General features: G+C 58.7%; 18 protein-coding genes. 10 read left to right on the forward strand and 8 right to left on the reverse strand.

Annotation, left to right across the window (positions count from 1 at the left end; all coding sequences use genetic code 11):
* Nucleotides 1–3 precede the first annotated feature (3 nt).
* The 3 genes from EWR20_RS05035 to EWR20_RS05045 are packed head-to-tail and all read left to right on the forward strand — an operon-like array spanning nt 4 to nt 4,228.
* A complete protein-coding gene (locus EWR20_RS05035) occupies nt 4–1,626 on the forward strand; it encodes a thiamine pyrophosphate-binding protein (RefSeq protein WP_129359555.1) in 1,623 nt (540 codons plus the stop codon).
* The gene (locus tag EWR20_RS05040; protein WP_129359556.1) at nt 1,623–2,642 is read left to right on the forward strand and encodes a C-terminal binding protein; all 1,020 of its coding nucleotides are present in this window, start codon (nt 1,623–1,625) and stop codon (nt 2,640–2,642) included. Before EWR20_RS05035 ends, EWR20_RS05040 begins: the two co-directional genes overlap by 4 nt.
* Before the next feature lie 20 nt (nt 2,643–2,662).
* Complete coding sequence (locus EWR20_RS05045) at nt 2,663–4,228, forward strand: zinc-binding metallopeptidase family protein (RefSeq protein ID WP_129359557.1); 1,566 nt, start codon at nt 2,663–2,665, stop codon at nt 4,226–4,228.
* 439 nt (nt 4,229–4,667) lie between these two features.
* Here the strand turns inward: EWR20_RS05045 and EWR20_RS05055 are convergent, their stop codons facing one another.
* The 3 genes from EWR20_RS05055 to EWR20_RS05065 form a co-directional block, all read right to left on the reverse strand.
* Nucleotides 4,668–5,615, reverse strand: coding sequence for a fatty acid desaturase family protein (locus EWR20_RS05055; protein WP_129359559.1), 948 nt, complete (start codon nt 5,613–5,615; stop codon nt 4,668–4,670).
* 330 nt (nt 5,616–5,945) lie between these two features.
* A complete protein-coding gene (locus tag EWR20_RS05060) occupies nt 5,946–7,316 on the reverse strand; it encodes an APC family permease (RefSeq protein ID WP_129359560.1) in 1,371 nt (456 codons plus the stop codon).
* Nucleotides 7,317–7,369: 53 nt separating this feature from the next.
* Nucleotides 7,370–8,551 (reverse strand): FUSC family protein, encoded by a 1,182-nt coding sequence (locus EWR20_RS05065; RefSeq protein ID WP_129359561.1) that lies wholly within the window; start codon nt 8,549–8,551, stop codon nt 7,370–7,372.
* A 353-nt stretch (nt 8,552–8,904) separates the two neighbouring features.
* Between EWR20_RS05065 and EWR20_RS05070 the strand changes: the two genes are divergently transcribed.
* Both EWR20_RS05070 and EWR20_RS05075 read left to right on the forward strand, forming a co-directional pair.
* On the forward strand, nt 8,905–9,366 hold the full coding sequence (locus EWR20_RS05070) for an RrF2 family transcriptional regulator (RefSeq protein WP_129359562.1): 462 nt from the start codon (nt 8,905–8,907) through the stop codon (nt 9,364–9,366).
* A gap of 103 nt (nt 9,367–9,469) precedes the next feature.
* On the forward strand, nt 9,470–10,657 hold the full coding sequence (locus tag EWR20_RS05075; protein WP_129359563.1) for a globin domain-containing protein: 1,188 nt from the start codon (nt 9,470–9,472) through the stop codon (nt 10,655–10,657).
* A gap of 193 nt (nt 10,658–10,850) precedes the next feature.
* Here the strand turns inward: EWR20_RS05075 and EWR20_RS05080 are convergent, their stop codons facing one another.
* A complete protein-coding gene (locus EWR20_RS05080; RefSeq protein ID WP_129359564.1) occupies nt 10,851–11,765 on the reverse strand; it encodes a LysR family transcriptional regulator in 915 nt (304 codons plus the stop codon).
* A gap of 71 nt (nt 11,766–11,836) precedes the next feature.
* On the opposite strand from EWR20_RS05080, the gene EWR20_RS05085 reads away from it, so the two are divergent.
* The 5 genes from EWR20_RS05085 (at nt 11,837) to EWR20_RS05105 (ending at nt 18,454) form a co-directional block, all read left to right on the forward strand.
* Nucleotides 11,837–12,697, forward strand: a complete 861-nt coding sequence (locus tag EWR20_RS05085; RefSeq protein ID WP_129359565.1) for an amidohydrolase family protein — start codon at nt 11,837–11,839, stop codon at nt 12,695–12,697.
* 5 nt (nt 12,698–12,702) lie between these two features.
* The gene (locus EWR20_RS05090; RefSeq protein ID WP_129359566.1) at nt 12,703–14,103 is read left to right on the forward strand and encodes an MFS transporter; all 1,401 of its coding nucleotides are present in this window, start codon (nt 12,703–12,705) and stop codon (nt 14,101–14,103) included.
* Nucleotides 14,104–14,600: 497 nt separating this feature from the next.
* Entirely contained in the window at nt 14,601–16,049 is a 1,449-nt protein-coding gene (locus EWR20_RS05095; RefSeq protein WP_238147594.1) for a sugar porter family MFS transporter, read from the forward strand.
* A 314-nt stretch (nt 16,050–16,363) separates the two neighbouring features.
* Nucleotides 16,364–17,323, forward strand: a complete 960-nt coding sequence (locus EWR20_RS05100; protein WP_129359567.1) for an alpha/beta hydrolase — start codon at nt 16,364–16,366, stop codon at nt 17,321–17,323.
* 48 nt (nt 17,324–17,371) lie between these two features.
* Nucleotides 17,372–18,454: a cupin domain-containing protein gene (locus EWR20_RS05105; RefSeq protein WP_129359568.1), complete on the forward strand. Its 1,083-nt coding sequence runs from the start codon at nt 17,372–17,374 to the stop codon at nt 18,452–18,454.
* A gap of 139 nt (nt 18,455–18,593) precedes the next feature.
* Here EWR20_RS05105 and EWR20_RS05110 read toward each other — a convergent pair whose 3' ends face one another.
* The 4 genes from EWR20_RS05110 to EWR20_RS05125 all read right to left on the reverse strand — a co-directional run bounded on the left by EWR20_RS05110 (nt 18,594) and on the right by EWR20_RS05125 (nt 23,001).
* Nucleotides 18,594–19,793 carry a 4-hydroxybenzoate 3-monooxygenase gene (locus EWR20_RS05110; protein WP_129359569.1) on the reverse strand — a complete coding sequence of 400 codons (1,200 nt, stop codon included), beginning with the start codon at nt 19,791–19,793 and terminating at the stop codon, nt 18,594–18,596.
* A gap of 131 nt (nt 19,794–19,924) precedes the next feature.
* Nucleotides 19,925–21,010 carry an iron-containing alcohol dehydrogenase gene (locus EWR20_RS05115; RefSeq protein ID WP_129359570.1) on the reverse strand — a complete coding sequence of 362 codons (1,086 nt, stop codon included), beginning with the start codon at nt 21,008–21,010 and terminating at the stop codon, nt 19,925–19,927.
* Nucleotides 21,007–22,242 (reverse strand): aminotransferase class III-fold pyridoxal phosphate-dependent enzyme, encoded by a 1,236-nt coding sequence (locus EWR20_RS05120; protein WP_129359571.1) that lies wholly within the window; start codon nt 22,240–22,242, stop codon nt 21,007–21,009. The genes EWR20_RS05115 and EWR20_RS05120 overlap by 4 nt, the downstream gene beginning before the upstream one ends.
* Nucleotides 22,243–23,001: a class I SAM-dependent methyltransferase gene (locus EWR20_RS05125; RefSeq protein ID WP_129359572.1), complete on the reverse strand. Its 759-nt coding sequence runs from the start codon at nt 22,999–23,001 to the stop codon at nt 22,243–22,245. It lies immediately after the preceding gene.
* Between the last annotated feature and the right edge of the window lie 27 nt (nt 23,002–23,028).

A 23,028-nucleotide genomic window follows, 5' to 3' on the forward strand; every position in this document is an offset into this window, starting at 1 on the left:
ACCATGGAGACGCAGAAGAAGAGGACCACCGGTTGGGCCGTCATGGAGATGCTGAGAGGTTACGGCATCGACACCGTCTTCGGCATTCCCGGGACTCACAACCTCGAGTTCTATCGTCCGCTGACTGACTTGGGCATTCGAGCCGTCACGACCCGGCACGAGCAAGGCGCCGGATACGCGGCCGACGGATGGTCACTGCAGAGCGGACTTCCCGGCGTCGTACTCACGACCAGCGGGCCCGGCCTGCTCAATGCGCTTTCGGCCGCAGGCACGGCCTTCTGCGAATCCCGGCCCATGATCATCCTGTCACCGGGACAACCGCGTGGAGCCAGGTTCGCCGACGCAGGGACTTTGCACGAGACCAAGGACCAATTGGGTGCTGCCTCCGCGGTCGTTGAATGGGCGCGTCGCGTTACGACGGTCGAAGAAGCGATAGGTTCCATTCACGACGCCTTCGAGCTGTTCGCGACGTCCCGGCCCCGGCCCGTCTACATTGAGATCCCTCTCGACCTTCTCGACGAGGTCACCGAGGTAGACTCATCCCTCCTCAAGCCCCAGACATTCGACCCCGTGCCTCCTCCCGGCGCTGAGGCCATTGCCGAGGCGGCGCGAAGGCTGACCACAGCCGCGTCCCCGACGATCTTGGCCGGAGGCGGTGCCCGATCTGCCGCCTCCGAGGTGCGTCACCTTGCTGAGCGTTTGGGAGCCCCCGTGGTCACAACTCTCAACGGCAAAGGCGTGCTCGACGAGACGCACCCGCTCTCTCTGGGTTCCAACCTGCGTTTGCACTCGATTCGCGAGTACGCCAGGTCGGCAGACGTGCTGCTGGTCATCGGGTCGAAGCTCGGAGACGCCGAACTCTGGGTTGATCGTCTTGACGCAACCGGTTCCGTCATCCGGGTCGATATCCTCGAATCGCAGATCAACAAGAACCAGCAGGCAGAACTCGGCCTCGTCGGAGAGGCCTCCGCCGTGATCGGCGCTCTTGTCCAGGAGCTCGGAGACGGCGAGGCAAGTAACCCGGAGCCCATCGTTGCCGAGCTCTTGAACTCTGCTCACGACGATTGCCGGAAATTGTCCGCGCAGAACACGCAACTATCTGAGGACATCGTTTCTGCGCTGCCGGATGATGCGATTCTGGCAACCGACTCCTCACGGATCGCCTACGGCGGCCTGCTTAATGTTTTCTCCGCGTCGAGACCGAACTCGACTCCGTACATGGGGACCTTCGCGACTCTCGGTTATGGACTGCCCGCCGCTCTCGGCGCGCGGATCGCCGCCCCCGAAAGGGCGTCTTTCGCCGTGATCGGTGACGGTGCGCTGATGTTCTCCGTGCAGGAATTCATCACAGTGGTCGAACAAGACCAGGACGTCACCGTCGTCGTTGTCGACAACGGCGGCTACGGAGAGATCAGACAGAATGAGGCCGATCTCGGTATACCTCCGATCGGTGTTGACCTCCTCCAACCCGATTGGGTGGGACTGGCTGCAGCTTTCGGAGGGGCTGGGACTCGTGTGAGGACACGGGCAGGCCTGGCGGCTGCAATGGATTCCGCCATGGTTGCCGGAGGTCTACAGGTGATCCACATTGACGTTGCCGAGTACACACACGAGGAGGATCTGTGACCACGACGAATCCGATTCCACCAGTTGCTGTCTATACCGATGTCGATGACACGGACATCACCCCGGGCATCACGCTGCTCGAAGAAGCCGGATTCGAGGTCCGGGTACTCGGTACTCGGGAGCCTGAAGCGATCGTCAGTGGTGGACAGGGTGCCGAAGTCCTGCTGCCCGGCTACTCAGAGATCACCCGAGACATGATCGAAAGGCTGCCGAGTCTGAAGCTCATCTCGTTGATGTCCATGGGAACCGACAACGTGGATGTCGAGGCCGCGACCGACCATGGGATCTTTGTGACCAATGTTCCTGGTGCAGCCACGGAAGAAGTCGCGACACATGCTCTGTCCATCCTCCTGGCCGGCCTCCGCCAGTTGCCTTTCTACACGCACTCAGCCAATCCACTGGATTGGAACGATCGGGCACCGGTAGCCCCGCGACGGTTGAGCGAACTGACGCTCGGAGTGCTCGGCCTCGGCCGGATCGGAAAGAAATTGGCACACATGGCGTCTCCGTTGTTCGCCGAGGTCATCGGATACGACCCGTACCTGCCGAACACTGCAGAGGTTCAGTCGGATATTGAACGGCTCGGGATCCGCCGGTGCGAACTGGCAGACGTGCAAACCCAAGCCGATGTGCTCTGTCTACATCTTCCTCTGAGCCAGACCACTCAGACCATGATCAATGCGGATTTCATGGCGCGAATGCCGGAGAAGTCCTTCCTCGTCAACGTTTCCAGGGGAGGCCTCATCGATCACTCGGCGCTTGCCTCCGCACTCGAATCCGGGCATCTGGCCGGCGCAGCACTCGATGTACTCGATGAAGAGCCGCCTTCTGGCGAGCATCCGCTCGTGGGTCGAAGCGAGGTCATCATCACTCCGCATATCGCCTACTACTCCGATCGAACGCTCATTGACTATGTGCGAATTCAGGCTCAGAACGCCATCAGCTTTGTTCGGACCTGCCAACCCGATTCACCGGTAAATGCCCCGAAGCCCCAGGGTTTTCCTCCACACGACTGAAATATTCGAAAGAAGACTCCATGTCACCCATGCACACCTCTGCCAAGGAGACCGCTCGTACCTGGATTGACGAGCACCTCGACGAACTCCTCGAATGGCACACGCACATCTGGGAACTGGCCGAGCCTGCATGGCGCGAATACAGGTCCCAGCGTTGGTACGTCGAGCTCCTACAGGATGAAGGCTTCGAGGTCGAGGACGGATCGGCAGGAATGCCGACGGCATTTTCCGCGGTGTGGTCAAACGGAGAAGGACCCAGACTCCTGACGTACGCCGAGTACGATGCCGTGCCGGGAAACAACCAGGCTGCCAGGACAACGGAAGCTCCGCGTGAGGGTCTGAGCCGGTTCTCTCCGGGCCACACGGACCCGCATTCGGCCCTAGGGATCTCTACACTGGCAGGTTTATTGGCCACCAAACACGCCATGGAGGTCCATCAGATCCACGGAACTCTGAAATACACGGGCGAGCCCGCAGAGAAAATGCACGGTTCAAAGGTCGTCCACGGTCTACGGGGCTACTACGACGACGTCGACGCCATCGTCTCGTTCCACCCCTTCTACATGCTTCCCCTGTGCAACACCGCTCGATGGGACACCCACTGCGGGGCCTACTACTCCAAGGTCTACAGCTTCGTCTGCGATCACCCCGAAACCTGGCAGATTTCGACGGCGGATCCGAACTCGCCCATTCCAGCGTCACACTCCGCTGCTCGGGCGCCGGGAGCAAATGTAGCGCTGTCACAGATGTACACCGCATCCCGAACCATGCTCGATTCGATGCTTCCGGCCACCGGAGGCTGGAGCTTCTCCGATGCGATCCTCAGCGATGGGCAGGCCACAGCGGACAATCTGCCTCAGCGAGTAGCACGACTCCAGTTCTCCTGGCGCACACCCGACATCGAAATGGCCGAACACATCCTTGCAGTGCTCGACCGCAATGCAGCGGCGGCGGCGGTAATGGCCCATTGCGAACTTGAGGAGAGGTGGGTTGCAAGAAGCCGCCCAGGACGAACGAATCATGTCCTGGCACAGGCGCTGTATGAGAACCTCGAACAGGTCGGTCCACCTTCCTACGGTCCCGAAGCGGTCGCGGTGGCACATAAGATTCAGAAGAGTCTGGGCCTCGAACCCATGGATCGTCCGTTCCTCGACAAGACCGAACAGCTCATCGAACCGGCCGAGGCGGAACGGTTGCTTCGTGAGCAGATGCCGGCTTGGCAACGGAATTGGACAAGCGATGACTACGTCGAAATGTCGCATTACGCCCCGCTTGTGCGTTTTTATGTTTCTCGCCCGACCCTCGCGACAGCGAAAGGCGGAGGCCAATACCCGGCGTGGGTGATGAACGCTCTCGGTGGGATCCCCGAAACGATAGCCCCGACGATCGTCACTGCGGGAAAGACCGTCGCCGGTACATTCCTCGATCTGTTCGACCGGCCGGAAATCCTCGAAGAGGCGAGAGCTGAATTCGACCGACGAACCGAAGAGAAACCGATGCCCGCATTGCTGCCGAAAGATTTCGAGGCGCCGATCGAACTTCCCTGGCCGGACTACTCGGTGCGCGCAAATGCCCGACAATGGTGAGTCGGGCCGGGCCGGCGAAGCCTCTGCCGGTCGCCGGTGACCCTTCTCAGCAACGGCCTGGCAACGGGCGAAACCGTAGTTGATGTCTCACGCGTCAGTCACGCGGCTGCGTCATGCTTAACCTGAAATTCGCTTGCGGATGGGGAGTTTCGCGCCAGGCTATTGGGGCGGCAACGGGTGCCCGTCGATTTGGATGGTTCCCGAGGGGCACTGGATCTCTGCGAGCCGCGTGGCGGTCCACTCACTCTTTGGCGGGTCCGGGTTCACAAGTTTCACGAATCCGTCGTATTCTTCTGGGTTCTGGAATACGTTCGGTGCTACAAGTCCACAGTTTCCTGATGCAACACACATTTCCGCATGGACGGTAACTTTCATGATAATCCTCCGTTTCGGTCCTCAGAAGATACTGCATCTCCCCGGGATGGACATTGATCGTTTTTCAACCTCGGTATTGCTGCACCAAGGGGCAGACATATGGGTCCCTGTTTTTGAGCCCAACTTGATTCAAATACGACACGACGGTCACTGCCGCCTCGGGCAGGGTTCTTTGTTCATAAGGGATGTCGTATTGCTGGCAGTATTTGCGGACTATTTTTTGTAAGGCGGGAAGGCTGGTCCGCGGCGCGGCGGGAAATAAGTGATGCTCGATCTGGTACTGGAGACCGCCCATCAGAACTCGCACCAGCAGTCCGTCGTGGATATTGCGTGACATGACCACCTGACGACGGAGAAAATCGATGCGGGTTCCCGACGGGACAGTGGGCATCCCGATGTGGTTCAGAGCGAAGGCACCTCCCAAAAGGAGGCCGAAGGAGCCGACCTGGACACCCACAAAGGCAACCGCCATACCCGCAGGCAGCATGGTGAACAACAGTGTCAAATATGCGATGTGTCGAATGAGGATGAGGCTTATTTCTACGACCCGGTGAGGTACTGCAGGGGAAGAGAAGAGCATCTTCAGAGATTGGACGTGCAGGTTGAATCCCTCGAGAAGCAACAGTGGCACGAAGTAGACGCCTTGACGTGCGGCCAGCTTGGCACTCAGCCCGGTCCTCCGCTGACTGGCTTCGGGAGTAAACGTCAGTACCGTCGATTCGACGTCGGGATCCTTGCCTTCCTGATTGGGATGGGCGTGGTGGGTGTTGTGCTTGTTCATCCACCAGCTGTAGCTCATGCCCATGAGCGTGCCGGACAGGATTCGAGAAACCCATTCGTTCCATGCCCGGGATGCAAAGACCTCTCGATGGGCCGCCTCATGAGAGAGAAAGCCTATCTGGGCCAACACGGCTCCGATCAGGGCGGCGGTTATCATCTGATACCAGGTCGCACCCAGGACGATCACGACGGCCAACAGTCCCAACAAGACCGCTACACACCCAAGGATCATTGACCAATAGAAAGTGTACTGCCGGCGGATCAAACCGGCCTTATGGACTTATTCACTCAGGTTCCGGAAGGCTCTGGCGTACTGGTCCGTGTTCATCGAGCTCTCCTTTGTGCCCTGATCTTGCGATCAACTCACCCTTTGACTCAGCGGGGCAACACATCGCGACTTCCTCAAGACTAGCAACAAAGCAATCTGCCGCTACAGGCCCAGCGTCGCGATCAGATGGGCCCGGACTTATTTCGCTTCACTATCCAGATACAAGGTGACGAGTGAATAAACCGTGATTGTCGTGGCTCGAGGAATCCGTCCCCCTCCGTCTCGCTGATACTTTCACCGTCGGCCGCGGTATCGCTTACTGAGACCAAGGGCCGCGTAGATTACTAAGCCTATGACCATGATGGCCGCCCCTCTCAGCCAAACCTCACCTGTCTGCTGAGAGATCAGGACCAGGCAGGAGATCATGGCCAGGACCGGCACGAAAGTCCACGCACGGAAATGCTGGTGTGGAACCTCTTCGCGCCTCAGGACCAATACCGCGACGTTGGTACTGAGAAAGACGAGCAAGAGCAATATGACCACGGTCTCTGCCAGGACGGCCACGGAACCTGCCACCGTCAGGCCAATGGCGCACACCGTCGTCACGAGGATGGCAATCCATGGAGTTCGCCTGCGTGGAAGCACTCTTGCCAAAGGGGATGGCAGGATCCCTTGCCGAGCCATTCCATACGCCAGGCGACTGGCCATGATCATGGTCAGCAAAGATCCGTTTGCCACAGCCACTAGCGCAATCAGACTGAAGATCCAGGCCGGGATGGGCACACCTGTCGCACCCATCACAGTACTCAGCGGCCCCGAGGACTGCGCCAACGTATTCGAATCCACGGCAACGGACGCGGCAGTGCCGACGAGTGCGTACATCACGCCCGCCGTGATGAGAGCGCCGAAAAGCGCGCGCGGATAAACCTTGCTGGGATGTCGGACTTCCTCAATGATGTTCGCTGAGGTCTCAAATCCCACGAATGAGTAATAGGACAGGATGGCCGCCCCCAGCACAGCCGGAATAGGCTGGACATCATTCGCAAAAGAAGTTGCCCGAGTGAGATCGCCCCCGTGGTTCGCCACGAGAACACCTACGCAAATGATGACGACCAGCAAACCACTGAACTCGATCATGGTCATGATCACGTTGGATCGCAAAGATTCCTTGATTCCACGCATATTGAGCGCTGCCACCAGGCAAAGAAATATAATTGCGCCCATTACTGGATTGATATGCACGAACGAACCGAGGTAATCCCCGGCGAAAGCAAGAGCCAAAGCCGCTGCGCTGACGACGCCGGCGGCCAGCATGGCAAAACCCACTAGATATGAAACCAACGGAGAGTTGAATGCTCTTTCGGCGAAGACGGCTGAGCCGCCGGCACGGGGATATTTGGTTACCAGTTCCGCGTACGAGGCCGCGGTCAACAGAGCCAAAAGCAGAGCGACCGTCATCGGAATCCACGTAACGCCGCCGACCTCGCCAGCGATTTGGCCGACCAAGGCGTAAATGCCAGCCCCCAAGACGTCGCCGAGAATGAAGACGTAGAGCAGGAATCCGGTCACATTCCGTTTGAGGCTTCTCGTGGCCGGGTCACTGGATGGAACCCGGGCTGCGGCGGACCTGGCGGCACCCGGCCCGTCTTGCGGATGCTTCGTCATGATGCTCCCTTGAAAGGCTTCTTGAGGGCCACGGTACTCCGGGCCTCAATCTTCTAATCCGCATACCCTCTCGGCGTCGTCGCAAGCCGTTTGAGACTGCTCTGGGCGTGGGTGAGCTCTTCGATCAGACGGTGGCCGTCGATCTGCATGGAGCCGTAAACGGGCCACTGATCCGGGTCGTCCAGTTGGTAGTCCCTGGCGCGTTCAGCGATGGTGGAGTAGGCCGTGCGTGCTCGGCCAACGATGGTGTCGAGGCGCTCAATATCATCCGTGTCTTCGGGGCGACGCAGTCCTTCCATCACGCCAACGGCTTCACCTACTACGGGTAGGAACTGGCTGTAGTCGATGCAGAATCGGTCGTGCTCGGTTTTCGATCTATTCTCTGTGTCGCGGATGCTGGCCATCGCCCTGGTGATGGAGAGAACTTCGCCGCCCGCCCGGTCCAATGTGTTGACGATAATGCGGTGACCCTCGTATGACCCCGAGCTGTGTTGGAATATTCGCCGTGGGTTGAACCGCATTTTCTGGGCAACCCCTTCGATTCCGGCGCGTGCTTGAGCCACCAGTCTCGAGTAGTCTTCGGCGCGTTGGACCCACCCATCGGCCTGGTGCTGGTCGGGGATTCCCTCGCGCAAACCTTCCGAAACGTCTGTCAGCAAGCTTGTCATGAATTGCGATAGCGCGCTGATACCGTATTCGGCGGAACGGTAACGCAACGGCGGCACGACCACCATATTCGTGACCACTCCGAGGCAACAGCCGAGTAGGGCCAGACCTACCATGCTCGCGACGTTGTACAGATCGATGGTGGGGGAATCAGACTGCAGGAGCGCGGCGAAAGCGAACAGAGCGGACACCGCTACTTGGGTCCCCTGCGGAGCCAGCCTCCGCCACCGACCCAAGGCCGAGGCCAGGAGCACGAGGCCCGCGAAGCTGGCCGTTGAGGTGCCCACGAGAGCCGTTACGAGCGTCGCCAACGCCACTCCACATACCATGGCGACCGCGAATCGCACCCCGTCTTTCAGGGACCCAGAAATGGTCGCCTGCACTGTGAGCAAAGCGGCGAAGGGCGCGAAGGTCGGCGAGGGGGCCCCGAGCAGGGTGTCGGCAACAAACCATCCTGCCGTTGCTGCGAGGACGCCCTTGAGCAACAACAACAGGCTGTCCCGGTGGGCGCCGGCGATTTCGGTCGCTTTGCGTATCCCGTCAGCTGGCTGGCGTAGCCACTCTGGCATCACAAGAATCACCCTTGCCGTGCGTTGGTACTGAAATCGAGTGGGAAAACGGCGCGGGTATCCGGCGGGCCCCGCGTAGGGTTCCTATCCCGGCCATTCAGGTAGAAGGCAATGGCTGTCGCTCTGAATGCGGTCCAGTCTACTCACGGCCACGAGGATTGACGTGATCAGCACCGACGTAGCACGGACGCCGATTTCGGAAAGAACGTTCGCGAACGGCCATGCCAGCGCTCGTGGTGAGGCGTGCGCAGAAGACTAACTCTTGCCGATGCGGATACAATAAGTTCTCCCATTCGAGCACAGCGCCAGCCCGCGGCTTCGGGGCCGCACCCATAGAATCCCAAAGGAGGGCAGTGCGACTCACAGCATTCTCCGACGTCACTCTCCGGGTCATGATGTTGCTCTCCGCAACCGAGTCCGGTACAAAACTCACCTCAGCGCAGATCGCAGACGGTGTGGGCACTCCTTATAACCACGTGACCAAGTCCGTCACACGATTGAGCTCTCTCGGTCTTGTCGATGCCTCGCGCGGTCGCGGTGGAGGAGTCAGCATTACGGCCGTGGGACTCAAGGAAACCGTCGGTCATTTACTTCGCGAGCTGGAGCGGGATCAGGCAATGGTTGAGTGCGAAGCCTCCAGTGGGACGTGTCCCATGGACCACGACTGCCATCTCCGTAGTGCGCTCCGGCGGGCCCGTGAGGCCTTTTACGCTGAACTGGATGACGTGATCATCTCCGAGCTGCCGCACCGGCGCCAGATGGGCCCAATTATGATCCCACTCGGTCTGGAACCTCCGCCCGACTGTCTCGTCTGAGATCAATCTCATGCCGTTGAGCGGCACTCGAAGCCTCGCTATTTAATTGGCATGAAATATGCTTATTTAATACCGGTTCAACGAGAGTAGTAAAGGAGTTCCTATGCTGTCTGACAAGGCCAGGCCCGTGATCGAGGCGAGTCTTCCGATCATTGCGGAACGTATCCCGCAGATCGCGTCCGTTTTCTACGAGGACATGTTCCGGGCGCGTCCCGATCTGATGGATGGGCTATTCTCCCGCTCATCCCAGGTGGAAGGTACTCAGCCTCGCGCTCTGGCAGGATCCATCGCCGTTTTCGCGCAGTGGATTATTGAACACCCGGACTCGTACCCGGACGAGGTGCTTTCCCGCATCGCCCACAAGCACGTCTCCCTGGGGGTCCCGGAGTCGGAGTATCAGACCGTGTACACGTATCTTTTCGGCGCCATTGCCAAGGATCTAGGGGAGTCCGCAACGGAAGAGATCGTCGACGCCTGGACTGAGGTCTACTGGTTGATGGCCCATTCCTTGATCAGCCTCGAGAGAGACCTGCGTGCCCGGCAGGCGAATCAAAGATCGCGCTCCCCGTTCATGATCATCGGGCGTGAGGAGACCGGTCGAGACGTCGTCGTTCTGACGCTTGAGCCCGCGGACAAGACTCCTATGACCCCGACGGTAGCTGGGCAATACATCTCGGTGTTTGCAACCACTGATGATGGGCTGCTTCAGCCGCGGCAGTTCACTCTTCTGCCGTCGGGACCGAATCAACGCCGCATCGCGGTCAAGCGGGACGCTGATGGCGAGATAACCCCAATCATGCACCGTGACTTCCAGCCCGGCTGCGTCATCGAGATCTCGAACCCCTACGGCGACGCCTTGCTGTCGAATATTCTTCCCGATGATGACTCACCGCTTTATCTGTTCTCCGCCGGTATCGGGATCACCCCGATGGTGGCCTTCTTGGATGAGTTGGTACGTTCAGGCACTAACCGTCGCGTGACACTGATTCATGCCGAGCACACCATGAGTGAATGGGCTTTGAGCGATGAAGCCTTGGACTTGGTCCGGCGTCTGCCCCAAGGCAGCGCCATCTCATTTATGGCCGAGGGCGGTGACATCACGGGACGGGTTGATGTATCACTTCTCGACATCCCCTCGAACGCCGTCGCCTACCTGTGCGGCCCCTTGGGCTTCATGCAGGACCTGCGTACGCAACTCGTCGATTTCGGCGTATCCGGTCCTCGGATCCGTTACGAAATCTTCGGCCCTGATCAGTGGATGATCCACGATAGGGAGCTCGCCTTGGTGTGATCCGATCTGCCCTGACTCGGATGTTCGGACTATCCGCGCTGAGAGTCGCCCGCCAACGGTGACAGCGGCGGTGAAGAAGCCCGGCCGGCTTTGCCCGGCCGGGCCGCGTGACCAGGACGTTGCATCGTAGCTTACATGCAGAGTCATGGTGCTGAATGTCGGTCGCAGTGTCTCGGTGCCACTTTCGCAGGTATTAAGAAATCGACGACCCAGTCACTTCAAAACCAGAGGCCTGGGCTAGTACTTCGAGGGCGGTCGAGGCGAGAAAATTTACGCGTTCTTCGGACAACCGACGTCGGTGTGCCAAGTAGACCCGCAGTTTCCGTAACTCAGGAGATGCGCTATGACGCACAATGCCTGGCGTGTCTTCTGTCGAGGTCATGCAATGCGGTATGACGCCCGCCCCGATGCCGTCACGGACCAGCCTCATCGTTACCGGAATACTGTCGCAGGTGTTGGTCTCTGACCAGCCGTCTTCAGGGGAGAGCCAGTCGGCCACAATGGTGTTGATCGCAGATGGTCGAGGGTTGAGCAGAGTCTGATAACCGGCAAGATCCTTCGGTGTCACCACGTCAGGGAGCCCGATGTGTCCGTTGCTGATGATTTCGAGTCCCGTCGTGGCAAGTTCGAGGAGCACGCAGTCCGCAGTTGGGTCGGGATCACTGACGAACGCGGCATCGAGTTCACCCCGTTCAAGAGCCTTCATCAAGAAGGTGCTTGCCCGGACCGTAAGGTTCGTTTTGAGCGTCGGGTGCTCGGATTCCAGGGCCTGGAGGACTCCAGGAAGACCTGTCATAGAGAAAAGCTCAGAGCTGCCGATGCGGAGTAACCCCGTCCACGGTTGTTTGTCTTCGAGATAACTGTTGAGCGAATCAATCGCCTGGAGCGCACGTTCGGCATAGGAGAGAAGTGAAACACCTTCTGTACTCAACACCACGGTGTTGCCGTGTCGGTCGAACAAGGTCGCACTAGCTAAATTTTCAAGCTGACGGACCCGTAACGATACTGCTGGCTGAGATATGTCGAGAGCCTCAGCAGCGGCGCTGAAGGTTCCGAGCCTGCAGATCATGACGAACGTGCGCAGCAAGGGTATCGAAAGGCTTTCCATAAGCTGAGCTTATACAGATTATGTACCTAGGTTGATAGGTGTTCGCGCTCACGATATTTATCGTGAAAAACATGCCCCAGTTACAAACGCCTCTTTGCATCTCGTCAGCTCCCGGCCAACCAACCGGAATCGACTGCCATGCGCACGTCGTGCGTCGGGATGCCCCTCTATCGCCTCTCCGTCACTCCAGCCCAACGGCAGACGCTTCGGCAGACGAGCTACTTGCGAATATGGATCGCAACAATATTTCCAATGCCGTCCTGACTGCGCCGAGCTTTTACGGGAATGACAATTCACTGCTTCTGGAGGCGTTGGCGCAAGGCAATGGTCGATTCTTGGGTACTGCACAAGTGGCTCCGGGAACCAGCGAAAGTGAACTCATCGAATTGGCCTCGCACGGGGTCTGTGGGCTTCGGCTGAACTGGTGGCAGCTCCCTAACAGGCCGGACCCGGCAGATGCTGAGTATCAGCGGCTCTTTCGCAATGCGTCGAAGTTGGGGATGCATATCGAAGTTTTGATTGAACCAGAGCATTTATCCGGAGTCGGACAAGTAGTCCTTGATGCTGGTGCGGATCTCGTCATTGACCATTTCGGTCTCATCAATGACTTATCGACGCCTTCTGGAAGCGTTGTAGCCGAGTTTCTGGCTACGGGCCGTACATGGGTGAAGCTCTCAGCTCCGTATCGACTGGCCATCAGCGACCACGCTCTCCAACTGGCTAGGCAACTTCAGGAAGAGAGAGGGGACAGGATTCTGTGGGGCAGTGATTGGCCGTGGATCAGTCACGAAAACGTGGGACTCCGGTACGACGACCTGTTGGGGCAACTGGGGTTTTGGTTCCCCGAACTTGAGCGTCAGCGTCAGATTCTCGTTGAGAATCCGACGAGGTTGTTCGCTGACTTTCTTCAAAACGCAATTAAAGGGGCCTGACCTTGATGACAACGAGCAGCCCGCATACATATGGCACGGCCGAAAGGCTGGACCGGCTGCCACACTCACGGCATATAACGCTGATGGTCTTCCTGATCTCCCTGGGCACGTTCTGGGACGCTTACATGCTGTATTCCATCGGTCCTATCTCCTCGACTTTTCTGTCGTCACTCGGGGACGAGCAGCTGGCAACCAGAGCGCCCACCGCCCTGTTCTTCGGAACGTTCCTCGGCGCGATCATATTTGGCCGGCTAGCTGACCGCATTGGACGACGCAACGCATTTACCCTCAACCTGAGCATCCTCGCAGCCGGCAACATCTTCGCGGTCCTGTCACCTAACGGTGTCATCCTGATTATCGCCTTGATCATTGCGGGCCTGGGCACGGGTGCGGAAATCCCCTTGTCGTCGACCTATACACAAGAATTCATGCCTGCGGGTCGGCGCGGTAAGGCAACTGCGCTCATGCTTGCCTTTGGGTTCCTCGGTGGCACCGTCGGCGGATTCATTGCCCGCTTCATTGGGCCGGCAGAGAATTTGCCACTGTCTGGGTTCAGGATCGCGCTGCTGATCGGCGCAGCAGGGGCATTGGTGACGATCTTTATTCGCCGGCATGTCCCCGAGTCGCCGCGTTGGCTTGACCGGAAAGAGCGCCATGCCGAGGCGGACGCGATTCTTTCTCGTATGGAACAACGTGTGATGGCTGAACGGAACCTTTCCGGACTGCCCGAGCCCCAACCGGCCCCACCCATGGACTCCACTCTGCAGAAATCGAGTAAGACTGTTGATTTGTTGCGTCCGGCGTACCTTCGGCGAACCCTGAGCGTGTGGATCATCGAACTCTTTCAGGGATTCGGTGCTTACGGTTTCACGACGTTCGTCCCCGTCATCCTGACTGCCAAGGGATACTCGATTGTTGACGCTCTCGGATATACGGCTCTGATCCAGATTTCTTACCCCATCGGTTGCCTGGTCGCCTCGCAAATAACCGACAGGATCAACCGCAAATGGGGGATGACTGTCTTCTACACGCTAAACATGCTCTGTGGCATAGCTTTCTACTTCTCCGACTCGGTACCTATGATCCTGCTCTTCGGGTTCCTGACGGAAATGCTGGTTTTCATCGATGGACCAATGCTCCACACTTACGAGGTGGAGATCTACCCCACCCACTTGCGCGGGCTGGGAGCCGGCACAAGTTTCGGGCTGAGCCGGCTAGGAGGCTTCCTCGCCCCACTCGCGGCCGGAGGAATCCTCGCTCTGGCTGGACAAAATGGAGCTACCTACCTCATTATCACCGCGGCAGGAAGCTGGTTGGTCTGTGCAGCTACTGCAGCGGTTCTGGGTATTAGAACCAAAGACGTGAGCCTGGAGAAACTAGAATCTTCGCTCAAACGCATTTCGTGAAACAATTTTGCTCCGCCCCAGTTTATACAAAGGACCTATTGGGTACGGTGGGATTTATATGGACAGCGACCCAGAAAAACCTCTGGCCTTGCACAGTAACGTCGGACAGTATTGCTTCATCGCACGGTCGGTAAATTTCCCAGTCGAGCACAAACCGAAGATCGCATAGGAATGAACCAGGCTCGTATGGTCTCGAGGCGTTGCACCATACGGATTTTGCCTTTGAGCATACGGCCATTTTTGCAGGTCGCCCCAGCTGCGTCCGCCAGGTTCCGGTACATTCATCCGGATCGCCAGCACAGGCGTTGATGAGCGCGTTGTTCCGAGAAGCCTCGTGGCGCTCGACGTCGCTGATGCGCCCGTTCAGCTATCTGTAGGAGGGACGGCGCGTCACTTCCGGCCTCTGTTGAGTTGACGGCCTGTCGGAGTATTGTTGCTGGCGAAACTTGCGCTGAGCCTTAACGGTCGCAGGTTGCAGTCGATTGGAGATGGGCAGAATGATGGCGGATTCTAATAAGAGCATCAATGCGACCAGTGGCCATGGGAAGGCCGTGGGTGTCTCGATTGCCGCCGCAGTTGGCGGCTTTCTTTTTGGCTTCGACTCCTCAGTCATCAACGGCGCCGTCGATGCGCTGAGCTCCCACTTCGAATTGGGCTCGTTTCTCTCGGGGTTTGTCGTCTCGATCGCATTGCTGGGCTGTGCCGTCGGTGCCTGGTACGCCGGAAGGCTGGCGGACAGTTGGGGTCGCCGTAATGTGATGCTGCTTGGTGCCGCCATGTTCATCGTCAGCTCGGTCGGGTCGGGCTTGGCTTTCTCCGTGGTCGACCTGTTGATCTGGCGTGTGATCGGTGGCCTGGGAATCGGTATCGCTTCGGTGATCGCCCCGGCGTATATTTCCGAAGTGGCGCCGGCCAAGGGCCGTGGTGCCCTCGGATCCTTGCAACAGTTGGCGATCACGATCGGCCAATTAGTCGTACTCAGCTCCAATAAGGGCCTTGCCGGTGCCGCCGGCGGTTCATCGCAGGATTTGTGGCTGAACATCCCGGCATGGCGGTGGATGTTCTTGGTCGGTGTTATCCCGGCGGTCGTGTACGGCGTCTTGGCTATGTCGATACCCGAATCGCCGCGTTTCCTCGTCTTGCGTGGTCGTTACGACCAGGCCGCGAGTGTCCTGAAGCGTGTATCAGGGGAATCCGACCCGGACGCCAAAGTCGAAGAAATTCGTCAAACGCTCCAGAAAGAACACAAGAGCACATTCAACGACATTCGTGGCAATAAATTCGGCCTTCAGCCGCTGGTATGGGTTGGAATCATCATCGCAGCGTTCCAGCAGCTCGTGGGCATCAACGCGATCTTCTACTATTCCACGACCCTGTGGAAGTCCGTCGGGTTCAGTGAATCCGACTCCTTTACAACGTCGGTCATTACTGCGGGCATCAACGTCGTCATGACCGTGATCGCGATGCTGCTCGTTGACCGAATCGGCCGCCGGCGACTGCTGACCATCGGATCAATCGGGATGTTCCTGTCGCTGCTGCTCACCGCGATCTCCTTCTCCCAACAACTCGGCAGCGGCGACAACGTTTCGCTGCCCGGCGCATACGGACCACTTGCGCTGATCGGGGCCAACGCCTTCGTCGTATTCTTCGCCCTCTCTTGGGGCCCGGTCATGTGGATTCTGTTGGCTGAAATGTTCCCCAACAGAATGCGCGCCATGGCACTCGCCATCGGGACTACCTCGAACTGGATCTTCAACTTCATCGTCACGTTCGCTTTCGAGCCGATGACGCAACGAGTCGGTCTGTCTTGGCTCTACGGAGCGTTCGCCTTCTTCGCGCTGGCCTCATTCTTCTTCGTCCTGCGATTCGTACCCGAGACCAAACAACAAGAACTCGAAACCATGACCGGACAAACACACCAGCGTCCCACGACTCCGCAAGCCTAAGTTCGTGGTGCACCAGAGCAACCTCTGACCGAGGGGCAACAGTAGTTCTACTGTTGTCCGGCGTGTGCTCGGTATGGCTCTTCGATAATCCGCGCGAGAATTCGGGGGAGCATCTATCGTTCTCGTCGAGCCGTGACGGCGAGTTTCCTCGGACGTTTTCCAGTTCCTGGCTGAGCCCATATTGCCCACCCCTCTCGGGTGCGTTGAAACTGGGCACGCGGGCCAGGGGAAGTGTACCGTGAGACCATAGCTGGCGTTTCGGTGGGCCTTAAAAGTCTTGAACACCCGGGCCCGGATACCAGCCAAGGGAATTGATGAACGTCAAAATCGAGACTCTCCCCTTTTCTCCACGTCACCCTCATCTGAAATTGGATGTGGTTCGTCCGCAGGGACCGGAACCGCCTCAAGGCTGGCCCGTGATCATATGGTTGCACGGTGGCGGATGGCGTCTTCAGAGCCGAACCGCGAGGCCAGATTTTCCGAAACACTTCGCTGCTGAAGGTTTCGCGATGGTCAGTATTGACTACCGCCTGGCGCCAGCCCATCCACATCCCGCCCAGGTTCATGATCTACGGCAGGCGATCCGATTCCTCCGATTGCATCATGTGGATTTGATCCTTGATCCAGAAAGGATTGGCTTATGGGGTTCTTCCGCGGGTGGGCATATCGCGGCCATGACTGCCCTTAAGGGCGACCTGAAATACACCGACGCTGAAGCCGTTCCGACGGATTATCGGGACATTCCCACCCATGTCAGTTGCGTTATGGAAGGTTATGGTCCCGCTCGAATCGAGCAATTGCTGCCCGCCTACATGGGGGCCGAAACACCTCAGGACATGCCGGTAACGACGCCCGAGCAGGATCTTTTGGGCGGAGCCGCTACCTCCCCAGAAAACTACGATCATCAGCTGAAATGGGCTGCCGCCGCCAGCCCGGTCCACCAGGACGCAGCGCAAGCCCCGCCCTTTCTGATCATGCACGGCACAGATGACTGCATGGTTCCTCCGGGACAGTCGATCGCTTTGCACACTCACCTCGCACAGGCGGGACGGCAATCAACCCTGGTGCTCATCGAGGGGTTCGGTCACGGCTTCCTCAACCCCGGGGAAGTCGCTGAACTGGGCCCAAACGTTCGCCTGGACAACGGGCGGCTCGAGAGAGAACCTCGGACAGCTTTCCGGATTGCACAGAGTCCACGAAATCGGTTTGAGCTCCGAAACCTTGCGGCTGACCATGAGATGATCCTTCGGTTTTTTGCACTGTACTTGCGCTAGGACACAGGCCTGGAGCACATCATTATTTATCGAAAGAGGAATTCTACGATGACTACCACTTCCGCTATCCCCGCTAGTATCACTCCAGACCCGGAAGAGATCATAGAAAAGCGTCACAGTCTGGTCCCCGTCCTGGACTCGCTTCCCGGAGATTCCGTCCCTTATGCCCTGGCCGCGGGGGAGGGGAATCAGCTCCAGCTGGGTCCTTACCATGTGACCGTCATGTCCCGTCCCGAAGACAACGGTGGCGTGTTCTCCCTGGCTCGCGTGAGTTCCGGAACGGTCCCGGCCACGCCTTTCTTCTCCGTTCCAGGACCTACCTTCGTGCACGTCATGGAGGGCCGACTGACTCTGTGGTTCATGGACGGTCGTCGGGAAGTCATTGCAGGCGGTAGCGCAACCATCCCCGCGGATACTCCCTGGTCCTTCGCCTCTGAAGGTCTTATCAACTCCGCCTTGGTGTATTCCTCTTCAGACGCCTTGCTGCGAGCGGCGCGGAGGTTGGGTTCATCCTCGTCCTCCCACACCTTCCGGGTCAGCGACGGCATCACCGGAATTGCTCATGAGGAGCCGGAAGCCTGCGGGTTCACATTCTATAAACGGGACTACCTCGCCGAGCTCGGACCTCGCTTCGCCCGCCTCCCGCAAGAGATGCGGGCGTTTTCCCTGGAGGACGGTGAAGGGGATCGGTTGGAGCAATTTGAGCAGATCAACAGTTTCGTGTGCCGGCCGAGGCACACGGACAATCAGTTCCTAGCAGTGCAGACCCGGGGAGCCAAGGCGCCATATATTCCTCGGCACTTCCACCGTCTTCACACCGAGAACTTCATCTGCCTGGATGGTCACGTCACTTTGAACGTCAACGAGCGAGAGCTTGTTCTTTCTCGTGGAGACTATGTGCATGCGCCCGCCGGCACAATTCATTCCTTTGCTTTCACGGGACACAACACCCAGATGCTCGGTGTGTTGACCACCGGGGTGTTCGAAAAGTTCTTTGACTACATGAACACTCCCACGGATGCCCGAGTCCAGCTGGAGAACGGGGGCGAGCCGGAATTCCCCGCTGAGGCATTCGTCAAGGTTCAGGCGGAGCTCGACGTCGAGGTAGTGGGTCCCCCTCCGGAGGGCTGACGCAGGGATCAAGGTCCTGTGTGCCGAGATCGGCTGACTGCCGGCCTTGCGATGCCTCGTGTTTGACCGACGGAAGAAAAAACCACAATATTGCGCCACTCAGAAGGGCGGTGGGATCCCCATGATGGCTGTCTGCCCATCAGATAGCGGACGACGGCGTGTCCGGCCAGCCGGTGTACTGCTCGGCCAAGAACGCCTTGCCGTGCTGTGAATCGACAACGGCGCGCAGCTCTCCCAATCGCCGAGCCGCAATGAACTCATTCTCGTCCGGCTCCTGGTGCAACATACCAGTCATCCAATACGAGAAATTCTGTGCCTTCCAGACCCTGGCCAGGGCCGTGTCCGAGTATTCCTCGAGCAGGCGCTCATCCTTGTCACGAACCGCGACGGCCAGGGCCGGAGCGAGTACGCCTACGTCGGCCAGCGCCAGATTGAGGCCCTTCGCTCCGGTCGGCGGGACGGTGTGGGCGGCGTCGCCAGCGAGGAAAAGATGCTTGTGGTGCATGGGATCGCACACAAAGGAACGGAATTTCAGCACGGATTTGTCGAAAATCGGACCGGTCTTCAACCGCAGACCATCCGGACCGTCTACACGCTTCTGAAGCTCGGCCCAAATATCCTCATCGCTCCAGGAATCCGGATCCGTTTCAGGATCGCATTGAAAATACATGCGCTGAACATCGGCACTGCGTTGTGAGATCAACGCGAAACCGTGCGGAGACCGTGCATAAATGAGTTCGGGGGCGCTCGGAGGAGCTTCGGTAAGGATTCCGAACCACGCGAACGGATACTCACTTACGTAATGGCGTCGGAGATCTTCAGGAATCGACGCGCGACACGTCGACCGGGAGCCGTCCGCGCCGACGACGTAGCGTGAGCGAATCTCGTGAGGAATTTCGCCGTCGTCGACGAAATATATCCCCGGACGATCTGACTCGACGTCCACCGGCCGGGCCTCGGTCACGTCATAGCGGACGTCCATCCCGTGGCGATGGGCCGCCGTCGAGAGGTCGTAGAAAAGCTCATTCTGCGGGTACAGCCAGACCGATTCTCCCACCAATGCTTGGAAATCCACACGATGGGATTGCCCGCCAAAGCGCAGATCGATACCGTCATGCCTGTGGCCCTCGGTCAGAACACGTGAGCCGAGGTCCTCGTGGGAAAGCATTTCGACGGAACCGTGCTCAAGAATCCCTGCCCGGTGGGTCCGGTGGATTGTCTCCTCTGACCTGGAATCGACGTTGACCGTGGACAATCCTTCGCGACGCAATAGGTGGGCGAGCATCAGTCCTGCTGGGCCTGCCCCTATAATTGCCACGTCCACCGAACGATCACTCATGACTTTCCCTCCTGAATTTGTGCCAGCTCACACCGAGTCGGCCCGAATCCCTAACCAGTGTTCGCATCTCGCACATGTGCTCGAGCAGAGGTCGCGTCGTTGGCGCGGGCCACGGACCGGCCAGGGTTGCCTCACTCCTGCGATACGAGCATGTCCGCCAGATGGTCGGTGGACCAGTCCTCGCCCGGTGCGACTATGCTTCCCCAACGTTTCCTGCACGTACCACAGGCTTGTCGAAGATCAGTTTCTGCAGGGTGCCATCCTGACGAGTCTGCCCCGAGGCGTGAAGCAATAGTCAGAAGAGGGTTCCCGGAGCTATCGATCTCGTTGCTGCCGGTCCCCAAGTCTTTGTGAGCGTGGCGGATGTGCCGGTTCAGGTTTTCCAGGGCGTCGGGGTCGACGAATCGGTTGGTCTCACCGTTGGGCCGCCCCCAGAGACGCGGGACGAGGTAATCCGTCGCCTGCATTTTGGTGGTGTCCGCCGTCGTGGACAACTCATGTGCCAGATACCAGATGCGGTGGCCGAAGGATCCGGTCACAGATCGATTATTGCGGTGGTGCAGTTTGCCGGAGAGCTCAAGCCACGTCGTCAGGTCATTCCGTGGATCTTCTCCCATGGCAACGGCAATAGTTTTGTGAAGGACCAGAGACTCAAAGGGCGTCGGTTCAGTCCTCTCCATGGTGAGTGGCCCGACGAGTCTATAGAAGATCTCCCGAATCCCGTCCGAAAGTATCCGCAACGGCAGGCTACGGAAAAGCTCAGGGACCGTTTCGTACGTTGAAGCTTTGAGTGAATCACCGATGATCAGCTTCTTGCGTCCGGAGTCGGACCGATGGACAGCGACTGTGCTGGCGTGAGAACCGGTGCCGATCGTGCTCGGAAGCAAACACAGACGTGCCCGCATCCTGTCATTCGTGGCTTTCGCGAACAAGAGGGGCGAACGCGCGGAGGAATTGAGCGCTCGAATCGAAATATTGCCGTTCAGCACAGCACACGCCAACTTGGCGTGATCCATCACGGCCCCGCCTCCCATGGCTGTGATCGGGAGGGCCCCCTGCAAGGCGTCTCCTCGCAGCGCATTGATCGTTTCGTCCAAGGCGCTCTCCGGGCCGATGAGCCGAACTGCCGGATACTTCTCGGCGATTTCCTGAGCGTAGGGATTCGTATTGAGCAGGTGGGCGTCCGCCAGAATAACGCCCCGTTCGCGCGAGTTCACGTCCGATGCGTCGTCATCGCCGACAGGGTGACCTCAAAGATCCTTTCGAGGTCTTCAACCGGCGAAATCAGGGGTGGAACGATTTGCACACCCCGGACCGAAGGATGAACGACGACCCCGTTCTGCCTGATTTCATCTACTAGCCCGGCAACATCGATGGATCTGTTCGAGTCGGGGGAGTACTGGATCGTCTGAAAAGCCCCCGAGCCGACACTTTCCAGGCCGGGGACGTCTTCTACAATTGACCGGCTCAACTCCGTGGTCTCGCGTCTGACGTTCTCGTGTTCTTTGAGCTCGTGGTCGTTGTCAAAAATAGATGCTGTCACTGCGACGGCTGCCCCAACGAGCGGATGTCCGGCGCCGGTTTCCGCGTGCCAGATACCGACCTGCGGGTGATCGGAATAGCAAGCGTCCACGGTCTCTCCCAGAACCACGGCGCCACCGGGGACGGCCCCGTTGGTCAGCGCCTTCGATACCGCGAGGAGGTCGGGCCGAAATCCCCATTCGTCGGAGGCCAGCACGTTCGAGACCCTGCCGAAGCCCGTGGCGACTTCGTCGGCGATGACCAGGACGCCCATTTTCTGAAGCTGGCTCAGATTATCCAAGGCAGTCGATGAGAGGGGAACGGTTCCGGTGCCCGTGACGGGTTCCACTAGCACGGCCGCGATCCGAGGGATTTGTCGTTCCAACCGATTCAGAAGGTCCGGATCGTCGAGCTCGACTTTGAGGTGGTCGGACAGTGACACTCCGTAGAAACGCTTGTCGATGTCTTCATCCGTGACGGACATTGTGCCAATGGAGATTCCATGGAATGCATTCCCTACCGAGGCAATTTTTCGACGTGCCGGCTCCTCCTTCAGCAGGGAGTAGACGCGAGCAATTTTGATGGCCGCTTCGACACTCGAGGAACCACCTGTCGTCCAAACCACTCGCTTCCACGTTGTTCCGAGCGTTCGGAGCAGGGCGGCCGAGGCCTTCTCGGCGAACTCCGAGGAATAACGGAAGCAAGGGTAGAAAGAAAGCTGTCCGGACGCCTCCGCTATTGCGTGAGTGTAATCTTCACGGGAGTAGCCGAAGTTCACGTTCCACAGACCACTGGTGGCGCAGATTCTTTCCTTGCCATCGGCGAATGTGATCCGATTGCCGCGTGCACGAACCGCGACCTTGGAATCGTCCATGACGTCGCCGTATGTCGTGAGCCCTGGCCATGAGGGATTGGTCTGGCGGGTCATTTAGGCTTCTCCTTCCATGATGGTGGTATGCCCGAAGGGCCCGGAATCTGCCACGGGATGACGATGAATATCGGTGAATCCCGCTTCCCGCATTTCCTCGATTGCTTCATCCGGCGAAAGCACGGCTACGGAGTGGGTGAGGGCCACTTTTGATACGGCCTCGCCCTGGAAAGTGTGGGGGATGATGAGGACGTCCCGCTTACGCTGGTCTGGATCGGCCTCAACGCTGAACGTAGCCACCGTATCGATCTCGGGCAACAGGATCAGGGAATCGTGGCGCCCCTCGCCCATGGGGCTGAATTGCGTGACTATGACTTTTCCGCCCGCTGTGGTCGCCTCCCGCATTCGCCGCATGAGGTTGATCCGCTGTTCACGGGAGAAGAGAGTGATGGTCGATGCGGCTATGAGGGCTGCGTCGAAGTCAGCTCCCGGTATGGGATCGTGAAGAATGTCGGCTTCTTGGACTGTCAGCCTCGCGGCGAGCCTGGCTTTGCCAGACAATTTACCGGTCAGGAGACGGAGCATCTCTGCAGAGTTGTCGAGCGCCGTCACCCGGTGACCTCGTGCAAGGAGAGGGAGAGTCACACGGCCGTCCCCGGATGCGAGCTCGAGGATTCTGTGGTTGCTTCCCAACAACTTCAGAATCGCGGATGGTTCGGCGTGATCTTCCCGAGTCATGGCGGCGTAAATGGCCGCACCCATGGGCCCGTACATTTCGTCGAATCTGAAACCACGGTCACGCAAGAAATCGGTGATCACTGTGCTCTCCTGGGTGTCGCCGGCTCT

Source organism: Rothia uropygioeca (genome assembly GCF_004136585.1).
GTDB lineage: Bacteria > Actinomycetota > Actinomycetes > Actinomycetales > Micrococcaceae > Rothia.

Coding starts and splice junctions, on each gene's coding strand:
- EWR20_RS05035 (WP_129359555.1), top strand. CDS start 4: ATGGAGACGCAGAAGAAGAGGACCACCGGTTGGGCCGTCATGGAGATG.
- EWR20_RS05045 (WP_129359557.1), top strand. CDS start 2,663: ATGTCACCCATGCACACCTCTGCCAAGGAGACCGCTCGTACCTGGATT.
- EWR20_RS05055 (WP_129359559.1), bottom strand. CDS start 5,615: ATGATCCTTGGGTGTGTAGCGGTCTTGTTGGGACTGTTGGCCGTCGTG.
- EWR20_RS05060 (WP_129359560.1), bottom strand. CDS start 7,316: ATGACGAAGCATCCGCAAGACGGGCCGGGTGCCGCCAGGTCCGCCGCA.
- EWR20_RS05065 (WP_129359561.1), bottom strand. CDS start 8,551: ATGCCAGAGTGGCTACGCCAGCCAGCTGACGGGATACGCAAAGCGACC.
- EWR20_RS05075 (WP_129359563.1), top strand. CDS start 9,470: ATGCTGTCTGACAAGGCCAGGCCCGTGATCGAGGCGAGTCTTCCGATC.
- EWR20_RS05080 (WP_129359564.1), bottom strand. CDS start 11,765: ATGGAAAGCCTTTCGATACCCTTGCTGCGCACGTTCGTCATGATCTGC.
- EWR20_RS05085 (WP_129359565.1), top strand. CDS start 11,837: ATGCCCCAGTTACAAACGCCTCTTTGCATCTCGTCAGCTCCCGGCCAA.
- EWR20_RS05090 (WP_129359566.1), top strand. CDS start 12,703: ATGACAACGAGCAGCCCGCATACATATGGCACGGCCGAAAGGCTGGAC.
- EWR20_RS05095 (WP_238147594.1), top strand. CDS start 14,601: ATGATGGCGGATTCTAATAAGAGCATCAATGCGACCAGTGGCCATGGG.
- EWR20_RS05100 (WP_129359567.1), top strand. CDS start 16,364: ATGAACGTCAAAATCGAGACTCTCCCCTTTTCTCCACGTCACCCTCAT.
- EWR20_RS05105 (WP_129359568.1), top strand. CDS start 17,372: ATGACTACCACTTCCGCTATCCCCGCTAGTATCACTCCAGACCCGGAA.
- EWR20_RS05110 (WP_129359569.1), bottom strand. CDS start 19,793: ATGAGTGATCGTTCGGTGGACGTGGCAATTATAGGGGCAGGCCCAGCA.
- EWR20_RS05120 (WP_129359571.1), bottom strand. CDS start 22,242: ATGACCCGCCAGACCAATCCCTCATGGCCAGGGCTCACGACATACGGC.